Source organism: Pseudoalteromonas sp. R3 (assembly GCF_004014715.1).
Taxonomy (GTDB): Bacteria; Pseudomonadota; Gammaproteobacteria; order Enterobacterales; family Alteromonadaceae; genus Pseudoalteromonas.
In genome coordinates, this window is record NZ_CP034835.1 from 4,341,535 (window position 1) to 4,354,844 (window position 13,310).

The window sequence follows — 13,310 nt, forward strand, 5'->3', positions numbered from 1 at the left end:
ATTTGCTTGTTATTATTTGTCGCGTCAATGCTCTGCCTTGCTACATGGGTTGAAATCCAACTCTATTTTTATAAAGTTCTGAGCTACCCATTTATTTATCATCATGTATGGTCACCAACTCAGTATATCCTTCACATTCTAGAATCTCTTACACTGATAACATTTATAGTGCATGTTAGGCGCTCCAAAGGAGAATTAATTTATGAGAACAATTAACTATAGATTGTTAAAAAAAATCTTAGGGGTAGCACAGCCGGTAATCCAAAGTTACCTGAACTACCTAGGGCAGCCCCCATAGACCCTACTTTGGGAAAAAAGCAAAAAAAACCTGATGAAGGTTGAACAAGCAAGTTTATTAATTTATTCATAGGCCTAATAAAGACTTTGCAAGCCAAAGGTAAAATATAAGGAAAGAGGCGAACAATGAGAGTCATCGAACGTGTTTCATTGGTCCAAGTTATGGGTGGAGTCAGTGGAGATCCCGATAGATCAACCTTACCCAGAATGGTGCCGATCGTTCCCCCTTTTGAGAAAAAGAAAAAAGCACCTTATACAGGTTAAACACTCGAGTTTATTAATTGATTCATTAAAAATGAAGAGCAACGTCGTTAACAGAGGCAATACACCAAAATTACTAAAAGTGCTCCGCTAGCCCCAGCTAAAAGGTACATTACGATTTACAAGAATAGTAAATCAGGTGATGTCAGTAAATGAATTAGAATAACTAAGTGCACTTTTTAGTTATTTAAATTATGAATTGATTCATGGTAGAGGGTATTTCACAGCTCAGTGTTGCCGTTGAGTAGATCCCGTATCAAGTACGGGATGACGGCTCGGTGTTGTCGTCGAACTGTGCTCATATCAAATGCGGATTACAGCTCGATGTTGTCGTCGGGCTGTGCTCGTATCAAATGCGGATAACGGCTCGGTGCTGTCGTCGGGCTGTGCTCGTATCAAATACGGATAACGGCTCGGTGTTGTCGTCGGGCTATGTTCGTATCAAGTACGGGATGACGGCTCGGTGTTGTCGTCGAACTGTGCTCATATCAAATGCGGATTACAGCTCGATGTAGACGCTAGGCTAAGCTCGCATCAATGCGGATCACAGCTCGGTGTTGTCGTCGAACTGTGCTCATATAAAATGCGGATAACTACTCGACGTTGTCGCAAGGCTGCTCTCGTATCAATACGGATCACAGCTCGGTGCTGGCGTAGGGCTGTGCCCGTATCAAATGCGGATAACAGCTCGGTGCTGGCGTCGGGCTGTGCTCGTATCAAATACGGCATGCCGGCCTGAACATACTTGCTATATAAGCTTCCGTGCCGGACAGTGCGGGAAGCTAGGTGGAACGAACTAGAAAGCGCTCCCCAACGTTCTCGTAAACGTATCCATCGCCTCTGACAGCCACACCACAACGCTCAGCATGAGTGCGCTTTTGTCTCACTCATCAACCAGACAGCCGGTTTGATACCACAACGTGCAATCCCGGCTGCTCACCCCTCTTAGTTATTACTTCAGCATTACACCCTATTGGCGCCTTCTAATACACATTGTAAATTAGCCGTTAAATTTTATATTTTGCATCTATCAAACCCGGCTGACGGTATGACTGAGCATTCGAAGCAGCAAACTGCCGATATTATGTAAGAATTGACGGTGAACACGTCCCCATATTAGCTAAAAAAGAGACAAGTACCGGAAATATTGCAGCCCGGAATAAAAATTTTCGCCCCCGATTGTACGAAATAACGGCGTTTAACAGCGCAGTGGAGACTCACTTAATTAAATTTTTATTATCACTTTCTTTACAAAAATAATATTTATGATTACCTTTGTACCTGTGCGAAATTTATTCAATAACTTTTTATTCTAAAAAATCATTCAACAACAAGTGAAAAGGAACAGCAATGAAACTAACCTATCTTGTCTCTGCGCTAGGCTTACTCTCAACCGCAGCACTGGCACAAAACACCGCGCCACTCACAGAAGCACAAATGCTGCAATACACCAGTAAGGCTAACAAAACCATCATTGGTGCACGTGCCGACGCAAACCTGTCTCTCTCTCAGGAATTTGCGACCATAAGCAGCACGGGCAGCGCAGTGATCACCCGCACTATTACACACCCGGATGCCAGCTACATCAAACTACACTTTAAAAATGTGAACCTGGCAAATGGCGGCAAGCTGGTTGTGCGTTCAAAAGACGGCAGCGAGCGTTACGAGTATACCGAAGCGAATATGCGTGCCGCGACGGTCAATGCCAAACTGGGCGATGACGGCGTTAGCAGCTTCTCTGCAATGTCAATTTCTGCAGATACCGCAGTGGTTGAATACACACCAGGTACAGCGTCAAACTCAACCCTGATGTCTGCACAAAGCATGTCATCAGCTGTGATTGATTTTTATGACCACGGTATTGAAAACACGCCTATGCTGGAAACCATGAACGCATCAACAGATGTGGGCATTGAGTCAACTTGTGGTGTGAATGAGCGCCGCGACGTACAGTGCTGGGCAGGGTCAAACCCAACTGAGTTTGAGCGTTCACGCCCGGTTGCCCGCCTGCTGATGAATGGTAGCGGCCTGTGTACTGGCTGGCGTGTTGGCCCGGACAACCGCATGTTCACCAACGAACACTGTGTGGGTTCTGCCTCTGAACTGGCTAACACTGAGGTGTGGTTTAACTACCAGCACACCAGCTGTAATGGCTCAAACCTTGAGACTGTGGTCAAAGTAACCGGTAAAGACTTCCTGTCTTCTGACTACACGCTGGATTACACCCTGTTCACCATCAATGAATTCAACAAAGCACAGCCGTTTGGCTACTTTGGCCTGGACGTACGTGATGCAACGCAAGGCGAGCGTATCTACATTCCTCAGCACGGTGCGGGTAACCCGAAAGAGCTGGCTATCGAATCAGATCAGAACAGCAATGGCCTGTGTCAGGCAGATGTTGTTACAGCAAATGGTCGTGGCACAGGAACCGACATGGGCTACTACTGTGACACCATAGGCGGTTCTTCAGGTTCACCGGTTCTGGCAGCTGCCAGCAACAAAGTCATTGCCTTGCACCACTTTGGTGGCTGTACTAACCAGGGCGTTAAGATCAGCAAGATCTGGCCTGAGGTATCAAGCCACTTCAATGGCATCCCGGATGGCGACAACAACAGCGACCCAATGCCTACCGCCGACTTCACGTCTAGCTGTACAGAATTGGCTTGTAGCTTTGACGGCAGCGCCTCAAGTTCACCAAATGGTTCAATTTCTCAATACGAGTGGAGCTATGGTGACAACGGCACTGGCTTTGGTGCGACGGCTAGCCACACCTATGCGGCTGCGGGTAACTACAGCGTTTCACTGACAGTTACCGATAACTCGGGTGCAACTGCAACCGTGACTAAGCAAGTGCCTGTATACGGCCCGGGTGGTGAAGATCAGCTGCAAAAAGGCGTTGCCAGAACAGACCTCTCTGGTGCTCGTGGCGAAATGACTTACTTCTACTTCGACGTACCAGCGGGTGCAACCAACATCACCTTCGATATTTCAGGTGGCAGCGGTGATGCGGATCTGTATGTACGTAAAGGTGAGCAACCAACCACCTCCACTTATGACTGCCGTCCTTACCGTTGGGGCAACACTGAAAACTGTACCCGTAATGACGGTGCGGGCCGCTACTGGGTTGGCATTCGTGCTTACAACGCCTACTCAGGTCTGAGCCTGGTTGCGGATTACCAGTAATCCCAGATACTATTTTTCTCCCTAAAAAAGGCAGCGCGAGCTGCCTTTTTGTTTATCCGGGATCACCGCCTCACTACCTCGTTAAAAAAGCATCAAATCGCTATGCCGGCCCGCACAATATAAGGCTCACAACGCATACCACAGTCCCAGCCAGGCTCGCAGATCATCCTCTGCCAAATCACTCTCAACCCGGGCAACACCCAAATCAAAGCGCAGATCAGTGACACCAGCTGGTGCAAACCAGTTTGCCCACCCCAGCGCCTGCTGGCTCAAATCAATTTGCCACTTTATACCATAACTGGTCGCGCTGCGCTGACCATCAAAACGGTGTTGTTTCATAAAGAACCTGGGCTGATTCAGCGCCCAGCTCGTCGCCAGCTCATAGCCGTAATAATGTCGGCCAGAGGCAAACTGGAACGGTAACTCAGGACTGAGTACCAGATCGCTGCGTGTGCGCCCGCTCAGAATATTGTTATCGAATCCGCCCAGACGTAGTAACTGTGTCTCACGGTACTGAGACTGTACGCCAGCAAACCAGGGCCAGTTCCAGACCTTACCAAACCCTTGCCAGTCATAACCATGGCCCTTGGCATCGCCACTGAGTATGCCGGCTTTGAGGCGATAACCAAGCGCAAAATCCTGCTGGTAGTTGTGCCACCCTTGTTCCAGTCCACTCCATTGCGTGGTTATGGCATCCCGGCCCTGATCATCGTAATGGATAAGGGCCACAAACGGCGACACAGACCAGGTATCGGAGCGCCATTCATAAGCAAGGCGGCCACTCACTGCACCGCCTGTTAGTTTTGTCTGCTCTGCCTGCGCATGCTGTCGGCGACTGTCAAAGCGATAGTCGCTCAGATGGGCATCAAAGCGCCAGTCACCAGCACGAAAACGTAACGCAGCATAGCTGCCATCCAGCACATTGTCGCCGCTTTGAGCCAGGCCCAATTGCCAGGATAAGTGCTGGAGCAGATCGCTGCCTTTGACCCCGACACTCACTAACTCGCTGACCGCACTGCTGCCCTGCAGCGATAATGTCGCAGAGGCATCTTGCATCAGCCATTGATACTCGCTCTGCGTGATGTCCGCGCCCTCGGCCATATAAATTTGTGCATCAGGCAGCACAACGGTATCGGTTTTACCCAGTGGCACAGCCGCATTACTGCTGAGTTTAGCCACGCGCTGCTCACTGATCTGATCACCCAGTTCATGCAACCGGGTCCCTGAAGATGTGCTGTGCAAGTACAGCAGGGGGGCATTTTCGCGCGGTAGTAGCTGCTCGAAAACGGCCTGGCCGTTTGTAATCTGATATAAAGCATTGTGCTGTAAGTCGTAACGATATACGCCCACCTCACCGTGCAGACCGGCGATAAAATAAAGCCCCTGGCCTTGATGCTGCCAGGCAGGTGCCGTCAGATACTGATACCCCTCAGGCATAGGCACAGTGCGCACTTCTGCGCCTTGCAAATCTTGTATATACAACTGCCAATTACCATTTAGCGTGGTTTTAAGGTACGCCAGCTGACGCTTATCGGGCGCCAGCTGCGGATAGTCGTATACAGTACCCAGGTCGCGGGCAAACAGCGGCGTTACCGTATTACTGCTGATCTCCACCCGTACCAGTTCAGAAAACCCACTACGCACTTGCTCTGCATACAGGGTGTCAGCATCCAGCAGTGTAAAACGCCTTATCCCAAGTGACTGGGTTAACCGGGTAACCGCACCACTTGGCATATGCCAGCGATACAGATCGTTAACCCGGTTATCCCGGGTTTCATCGACCCGGGCGCGCGCCACAAAGTATAACGTGTCTTTATCGGCCCATTGCGGATACAAAATGCCGGAAAAGTCGCTGGCTGCCAGCTGTGCTACCTGCTCACGCTTAAAAACCTCAGGCGGTTTATCGGCAATGTCTGCCGGATCAGCCGCCAGTATCGCCTGCTGGGCTTTCTCAAAGGCCTTTTTTGCTTCTTCATTGTCTTCGGTTTTGTAGACTCTGAGCCAGGTCTCTCCCTCCCGATCGCGTTCGGTCATGGCAATTTGCTGTCCATCTGGCGACAACACCGCATTACTCGCCGCAAAGTCAGGCTCAAACCACAGCGGGCTGTTTAACACGGCCAGATCGCGCTCCTGCGTCATCGCCTGATATGTGAACTCAGCAATAAAGCGCCGATACAGCTGACCTGCACTTTGTCCGAAAGCCCCTTTAAACGCCGATTCAAAATTGCGTTTTTGAACCCCGTGTACGCGGGTCCAGACCGCATCCAGCGTCTCTTTGCCGTGGTTGTCTTCAAGCCAGGCTAGAAACCGTACACCCAACAAATAAGCCATAGCACCGGAGCGGTAACTGCCATCGCCATTGTTCAGAGCGCCATACGACAGCAATGCGCCTTGGCGGGCAAAAGCGCGCAGCAGTGCTTCGCTGTAGTTGTCATAGAGCCGCCCCCGGCCGGTCAGTCGCGACTCCAGCAACGTGGCATACCCTTCTGCGACCCAGCGTGGCAGCACCGCACTGGACAGATCATAGATATCAAACCAGTCACGCAGATGCTGACGCCAGGAGCTGCGACTGGGCTGAGATAAGTGCACCAGATGGATGTATTCATGGAGGATAAGCAATTGTTGCCAGCCCGGGCTGTTCGCAATCACTGAATCGGATTGGGCGGTGTGGTAAATAGCGCCATCAAAGGCGTGTCTGTACTTGGCAGTGCAAAGCCATTGGCACCATTGATGGGATCAAACACCACGACATCGGCAATGCTGTCCAGTGCCCGGCCCTGTTGCTGCAAAACCAGCGTTCTGACCAGCTCTAACTCGACAGCGGCTGAGCGCGCCCAATCCTGTTGTGCAGGCGTATAGTGCACCCTGAAATGTTCAGTATGCAGAGTCTGCCAGTCCCCGGCACGTACCAGTGTGGTATAAAAGAATAGTAAAAACGCGGCGCACAGTAACGCAGCGGGTGAGTTCATCAATCGCACAGCCATTCTCATCCTCGATGAAGTGATCCGAATCAGGACCTAGTATGGCAAATAATGCGCTTGAAAATCAGCGGGTATTTATCTTTTGAAACACTTTTAAACAACAAGGTTCAGGTATCATGAGTGGGATCCAGTGCACTCACCAAATGCAAAATGCCTCCGGCCACAACGAACACCGCCAGTGCTGAAGCCACACTCAGGCCTGCATAGACTTTTGCCGCAGCCAGTACACCTGCACTGCTCCAGGCCAGAAAAACCCTGAGCCGGGCCGTCATCAGGCTTGCCAATTTGAGTTGGCTGACGCACGCAGCCGCAATGATAAATACGATTAAGGGGATTAAAACCAACATAGTCCACTCCCGGGTCACTGTTTGCCGAAAAAGATGTACGACGCCAGTGCCATTAGAGATCACGATAATGAAGATTATACGCAAATGATAATTATTATCAACTAGGAAGAGTCATCTTAATCACCGCGCCCGCACGCTCCCCTGACTCATCATTGCTCACCTCAAACTGTCCATCGTGGCTCTCGATCACATGCTGACTCAGAGTGAGCCCAATCCCCTGCCCGTCTGGCTTGGTGGAGTAAAAGGGCGTAAGCACATTATCGAGATTGGCAAACCCGCCACCTTCATCGGCAACTTCAATCACCACCGCGGGACTCAGGTAGTAGCTACGCAACTCTACTCGTTGACCGGGTGGATCCACCGCCTGATTGGCCTCAATGGCATTTTTAACCAGGTTGATCATGACCTGCTCAAGCAACTCAGGATCGCAATGACATTGATGCGCCTGACAGTGCAATTCAATGTGTTGTGACGGATGCTGTGATGCAAACAATTCCCGGACAGAGTCAAACAGCGCTAGCAACTGTGTGGGTTGGCTCTGAGGCTCAATGGCCTTGCTGAGCTGACCATAACGTGCCACAAAATGCTGCAAATGCTGACAGCGCTGCTCTATCACCCCCAAAGCCTGACGTTCCCTGCTACTGGCCGCACGCTCGCCCAGACTCTGAGCAAGGGAGCTAACCGGTGTGAGCGAATTACGTATTTCATGGCTGATCACCCGGATCAGCTGCTGCCAGGCAGCCAGTTCTTTTTGCCGCAATGCTTTGGTGATATCCAGCGCCACTAACAAACTATGTCGCTGACCTTGCTCAAAAAAGTAGCTGCTATGGAGCTGCCAGCGTTCAGACTGTGTATTACTGATAAACCGCCAGCCATGCTGCGTCTCTTCCAGCCCCAGTGAGCTTGCTGTGGCCCCTTTGTAATGCTGCCAAGGTTGTCTATACAAGCTTTCAAACGCCTGATTTGCATAACTTAAGCGGGTATCTTCGGTAAAGACCAGGATAGGAGTATTGAGTTTATCTATCAGCTGATAGATAACAAAAATTTGCGAATTGTAGCGCGATTTCTGCCGATGAAGCTGCTCGCCCAGTGCTATCAGCTGCTGCTCAAAAGCTGCCACCTGACCCGAGGAAAAATGTGGCCGGATCTGCTGGCTAAAATCCGCCTGCAGCATGGCTTCGAGCTGCCAGTGAGCACGGGAAAAAATGCTATGTAGCTGGGCCAGCCGCTGCTTTTGCAACCGCCATAATACCCAGCTGACGGCGCCACAGATCAGCCCTATCTGCCACCAGGGCAGAGCGAGTTGCCACAATACCCCCACCAGCAAAGTAATCACCAGACCAGCCAGCAGAGTAAAATGGCAGCGTACCGTCCACTCAAAGTTAGTCTTCACTTCGCAGCCCGTACTTATCCAGCCGACGATATAATGAAGATTTAGTCAGTCCCAGCGCTTTAGCCGCCTCACTGACCTGCCCCTGGTGTAAAGCTAAAGTCTGTTCAATCAGGTTTTTCTCCACTTCAGCGAGCGTTGTTCCCGCTGGCTGTGGTTTAGTGCCCGTCTGTTGCTCCGGAGCAGGGGCTGCCAGGCGTAATTGACAATCGGAAGCGGTGATCTGTGCTCCTTCGCTCAGTAATAGTGCGCGTTCCATCACATGACTGAGCTCACGAATATTGCCGGGCCAGCGGTATGCCAGTAAGGCTGCTTGCGCCTTATTATCCAACGACTTAGCGGCCAGCTTGTAACGTGCAGCATGACGCGCCAGCAAGTGATTTGCCAGCGGCACAATGTCATCCAGCCGTGCACGCAGTGGGGGTAATTCAAACGTAAAGGTATTGATGCGATAAAACAAATCACTGCGGAAACGACCTGCCGTCACATCCTGTTCCAAATCACTATTGGTGGCACAGATAAGGCGGATATCAGCATGCTCAGTTCGGCTACTGCCAACTCGCTCATACTCACCGCTTTCCAGCACCCGCAGCAGTTTTGCTTGCTGCGTCAAAGGTATGGTTGCCACTTCGTCGAGAAACAAGGTGCCACCGCCGGCCAGCTCAAAGCGGCCACTGCGCTGAGATTTGGCATCGGTAAACGCGCCTTTGGTATGGCCAAACATTTCACTTTCAAACAAACTTTCAGGAATGGCACCCATATTGACGCTGACAAGAGGGCCATTTTTCCTGAGTGACTGTCTGTGTAATGCATCAACCAAATGGCTTTTACCGCAGCCACTTTCGCCACACAAAAGTACGCTGGCATCTGTACTGGCAATGCGCGACAACTTGTTCAGCAAGGTATTCATGACCGCGGAGCGCCAGGTATAGGAGGGGGTTTCAGCTTCAGTGTTCTGTATTACGCCTTGCTTTTCCAGCAGCCGGTTGAGCTTACTTTGCTTGCGAATTGCATCCAGAAGCTGGGCATTTTGCCAGGGCTTTTCAATAAAGTCTGCCGCCCCCAGGCGCATCGCCTCAACGGCCAGTGACACGCTACCCCAACCGGTCAGGCAGATAACCGCAGGGGCATCAGGTTGAGCCTGTAACCAGCTTAAAAAAGTAAGTCCCTCATTGCCGGAAGTTGTATCCCGGGTAAAATTCATATCCAGTAAGATCAGGTCAATGGATTTACAACTCAAAAATTGTTTTGCGACCTCAGGGTGTTCCGCTTCATACGCTTCAAAGCCATGATCTTCAAGCAAAAATGCGGCGCTTAATCGCACCTCTGGATTATCATCTACAACGAGTACTGCCATTTTGTTCCCTGTTCGTTTATCACTGTACTCAGAATACGGGAATTTGACCAAGACGAAAAGCGCAAGCACCGAGTTACAGGGTACTGGCGCCCAGGTAACCTCGATGGTGATTCAGGCTAAGTCATAGAATAAGCGTTGCTTCGGTCTGTGTTGAGGTGCGAGTCGGCACATATATGTGTAGGGCATCCAATTCGGGCTTCCGGTTCGGCCATCCACGGCCTCACGTTCGCAACTAATCTTGCTGCGCGCTCTCGCAAGATTCGGCGACGAGTGGTCACACATCCATGTGGAGGGCTTCCGGTTCGGCCATCCACGGCCTCACGTTCGCAACTAATCTTGCTGCGCGCTCTCGCAAGATTCGAGACGTTGCTCACCCTAGCGCAAAGGGCGCGCCAAAGCGCGACTTTGCACGATAGCTGCGAAGCGTTGCTTCGGTGTTACTGAACCCAACGGATTTTGGTGGTAAGGGTGTGGGATTCGCCCGGTGCCAGTGTGACCGCATCGCCCATCACGTTGGCAGCTTCCAGGCACAACATAACGTGATACTCATCATCGCGGAAATTGCTCAGACGTTTGGCTTTTTCTATCCAGGGGTTCCACAACACGCACGAGGTCGAATGTTCACGGCCAACTTCAATTTTGCCATCTGGTGTATCGATGATTTGCACCTCAGGTGCCTGGGTATACACCATGTCAGTTTCGCGGGCGAAAGAGACCACCTCATCTTGTGTAAATGGCCCTTCGCCAAACTCGATATATTGTGCGCCTTGCAGGCCATCCACTCGGGTCTGTTCAATGTCTGGCGTTGGAAAATACGTATGCAGCGCCTGGGTGAGCGAGAAAGTTTCTTTGCCGGTATTCACATTGGTAAGCCTGACTTCTAACTGATCACTTAATATAAACTCCACAGTCAGACCAGACTCATGTGGCCAGAAGGTGCGATCAATGCTGGTCATCGGCAAAGACAACACAATCCGGATTGCTGTATCATCTTCCTCAACGCGCTCCGCGCGCCAGACCAGTTTGCGTGCAAATCCGTGCGCTGGCCAATCAGCTTCGGCATGAACACCAAACCAGGGCCAGCAAATAGGAATACCACCACGGATAGACTGGCCTTCGAGGTAGGTTTCGTCCTGAGATACCCACAGTAGGTCTTTCTCGCCTGTGGGAATGAATTCGGTGATCTGAGCACCCTGAAGATAAATTTTAGCCTGACACTTTGGGCCGTTAACGTCAAAATACTCCAGGCCGGACTCGGTACGTGCCAATTTTACTGAGGCAGAAAGTTCCATATAACACCTATTTTTAAACTAAACTGGCACTACCTTACCTAAAATGCCCTTACGGTGTAAGAGCCACCCATCGAATATGAGTGATCTTCATCAAGAGCGGGTTAATCACACTCTAAACTGACCCACCAGTTTTGTCAGTTGTTCAGACAATCGCTGCATCTTATCACCATTTTCACTGGTGTTGTTTGCCACATCACTGACACTGTCTGCCGCATGCTTAATTTCTATCACATTGCGATTAATATCCTCTGCAACATGCTGCTGTTCCTCCGCGGCGGTCGCTATCTGTGTATTCAAATCACTGATGGTTTGAATAGATTGGGTGATTTCACTGAACTGACTTTGTGCAGATCCCGTAAGTTCTACCGTTTTATCGGTACGGGTCAAGCTACTACGCATATCCTGAGATACGCCTTCAGTCATTTTTCTCAACTTATCAAGTTGCGATGCTATCTCTTCAGTCGATTCTGAGGTGCGCTGTGACAACGCCCTGACTTCGTCTGCCACCACAGCGAACCCCCGCCCATGCTCTCCTGCTCGGGCAGCCTCAATGGCCGCATTCAATGCCAGCAAATTTGTTTGCTCTGCGATCCCTCTGATCACACTGAGAATCGACATAATGTTTTCACTTTCGCTGTCGAGCTGATTGATATCCGAGGTTGCACGCTTAATCACTTCCGATAAAGCAGCTACACTGTCAACTGCCTCAGTCATAACAGACTGACCCAACTCGGACGCCTGCTGGGTCTGGGTGGCTAAGTCGGCAGCATTGGCGCAACTGGACGCCACTTCGTTTGCCGTGGCAGCCATTTCATTGATTGCCGTTGCGGCCATTTCAAGCGCTTGCTGTTGCTGTGCCGTCGAGCTGGTCAACTCCTCAGACTCCGTCGCGGTTGCACAGGCCGTTTGATTCAATTGCTGAGCACAGGCATTGATGTCCATGACCAGCTGGGCAATCAGATCTAAAAAGCTGTTAAAACTATCCGCCAGCTTGCCAGTCTCATCTTTGCTGTCGACCTCCAGCCGCTGGGTCAGGTCACCCCCACCCTGAGAGATAACCGTCAATCCATCGCTCACCTCAACAATCGGTCCGGACAATACATTGGCAATGTAATTTGCCAATACAACAAACAGCGCCACCAGTACTACACTCAGGATCACTAGCGTCCAGGTCATGGCATTCGCCGCAGCCATCACCTCGCCTTGTTCCACAAAAGCAATGAATTTCCAGCCCAATTTCTTTGACGTGTAAATACTGGCAAAGTAGTCCGTGTCATCAATCTGGATTTCATATAACCCGGATTGATTACTGGCCACGGTACGATACAGACCATTGTCGACCTCGTTAACATCCTTAAACCGATAGTCACTATGTTTGGCGTCGACCAGAATTTTACCAGTGTCTTCCACCAGCATCAGATAGCCGGTTTCACCGAGTTTAACTTCACGGATAATTTTGGTCAGGCCCTGCAAAGACACATCCATGCCTGTTACGCCAATCTCTCTGCCATTCGACCTGACAGAACGTACAGTAGAAACAATGGCCATGTCATCCGGTGCCCAGTAATAGGCATCGGTCATGACGGTTTTACCATTGGCAGCTTGTCCGCTGCGATACCAGGGTCGGGGCCGTGGGTCATAGTTGGCACTGACCTCACCCTGAGGCCACTGAATGTAGCCACCTTCCGTGTTGCCAAAGTAGATATAGGCTATACCCGGGTGAGTATCGCCAAACCGTTCAAACAAATCATATGCAGCTTGTTCAGTCTCGCTACCTGAGCGCGAATTCAGCTGTGTGGCAGTACCTTTCTCGGTGTAGATCTGGACTTCGCTCTGAGCACCGGTCAGTTTGGGGTTAGTGGCCAGAAACTCTACGTTCTTGGCTATTTCATCGAAAAACATGCCAATCCCGTTGTCGACCTGTAACGCCTCGCGGCCACTCATTTCGACAAACTTATCCAGCGCCAACTGCCGGGTCTGGGACACTATCAGAACGGCAATGATCAGAATAGGCGAGACGATGGCAACGATAAAAGCCAGCCTGAGCTTTTGCGAAATAGTCATAGAGTGGATTCCTCACTGGACTGATTGACTGCGCCAACACGCTAAGACACCGGCTGCCTAGCGTTAGTAATCAAATTGCACGGCACTGCTCAAAAATATAGTTGATAGTTGCGCAACTATCCAAAGGATCAAGAGAAA

8 protein-coding genes are annotated in these 13,310 nt (G+C 50.6%); 1 reads left to right on the top strand and 7 read right to left on the bottom strand.

What is annotated here, in order from left to right:
* Positions 1-1,908 precede the first annotated feature (1,908 nt).
* Complete coding sequence (locus ELR70_RS24120) at positions 1,909-3,741, top strand: PKD domain-containing protein (protein ID WP_054016110.1); 1,833 nt, start codon at positions 1,909-1,911, stop codon at positions 3,739-3,741.
* A 126-nt stretch (positions 3,742-3,867) separates the two neighbouring features.
* Here the strand turns inward: ELR70_RS24120 and ELR70_RS24125 are convergent, their stop codons facing one another.
* The 7 genes from ELR70_RS24125 to ELR70_RS24155 form a co-directional block, all read right to left on the bottom strand.
* The gene (locus tag ELR70_RS24125) at positions 3,868-6,390 is read right to left on the bottom strand and encodes a hypothetical protein (protein ID WP_128064745.1); all 2,523 of its coding nucleotides are present in this window, start codon (positions 6,388-6,390) and stop codon (positions 3,868-3,870) included.
* Positions 6,387-6,725 carry a hypothetical protein gene (locus tag ELR70_RS24130; protein WP_128064746.1) on the bottom strand — a complete coding sequence of 113 codons (339 nt, stop codon included), beginning with the start codon at positions 6,723-6,725 and terminating at the stop codon, positions 6,387-6,389. The genes ELR70_RS24125 and ELR70_RS24130 overlap by 4 nt, the downstream gene beginning before the upstream one ends.
* A gap of 104 nt (positions 6,726-6,829) precedes the next feature.
* Positions 6,830-7,069 (bottom strand): hypothetical protein, encoded by a 240-nt coding sequence (locus ELR70_RS24135; RefSeq protein ID WP_054016112.1) that lies wholly within the window; start codon positions 7,067-7,069, stop codon positions 6,830-6,832.
* 97 nt (positions 7,070-7,166) lie between these two features.
* On the bottom strand, positions 7,167-8,462 hold the full coding sequence (locus ELR70_RS24140; protein WP_054016113.1) for an ATP-binding protein: 1,296 nt from the start codon (positions 8,460-8,462) through the stop codon (positions 7,167-7,169).
* Positions 8,452-9,816: a sigma-54 dependent transcriptional regulator gene (locus ELR70_RS24145; RefSeq protein ID WP_054016114.1), complete on the bottom strand. Its 1,365-nt coding sequence runs from the start codon at positions 9,814-9,816 to the stop codon at positions 8,452-8,454. The genes ELR70_RS24140 and ELR70_RS24145 overlap by 11 nt, the downstream gene beginning before the upstream one ends.
* A 437-nt stretch (positions 9,817-10,253) precedes the next feature.
* Positions 10,254-11,108 (bottom strand): D-hexose-6-phosphate mutarotase, encoded by an 855-nt coding sequence (locus ELR70_RS24150; RefSeq protein ID WP_054016115.1) that lies wholly within the window; start codon positions 11,106-11,108, stop codon positions 10,254-10,256.
* Between the two features lie 105 nt (positions 11,109-11,213).
* Entirely contained in the window at positions 11,214-13,172 is a 1,959-nt protein-coding gene (locus tag ELR70_RS24155) for a methyl-accepting chemotaxis protein (RefSeq protein WP_054016116.1), read from the bottom strand.
* Positions 13,173-13,310 lie beyond the last annotated feature (138 nt).

Excerpts from the sequence above, each read along its gene's own strand:
- ELR70_RS24120 (WP_054016110.1), top strand. The coding sequence starts at position 1,909 with ATGAAACTAACCTATCTTGTCTCTGCGCTAGGCTTACTCTCAACCGCA.
- ELR70_RS24130 (WP_128064746.1), bottom strand. The coding sequence starts at position 6,725 with ATGGCTGTGCGATTGATGAACTCACCCGCTGCGTTACTGTGCGCCGCG.
- ELR70_RS24135 (WP_054016112.1), bottom strand. The coding sequence starts at position 7,069 with ATGTTGGTTTTAATCCCCTTAATCGTATTTATCATTGCGGCTGCGTGC.
- ELR70_RS24145 (WP_054016114.1), bottom strand. The coding sequence starts at position 9,816 with ATGGCAGTACTCGTTGTAGATGATAATCCAGAGGTGCGATTAAGCGCC.
- ELR70_RS24150 (WP_054016115.1), bottom strand. The coding sequence starts at position 11,108 with ATGGAACTTTCTGCCTCAGTAAAATTGGCACGTACCGAGTCCGGCCTG.
- ELR70_RS24155 (WP_054016116.1), bottom strand. The coding sequence starts at position 13,172 with ATGACTATTTCGCAAAAGCTCAGGCTGGCTTTTATCGTTGCCATCGTC.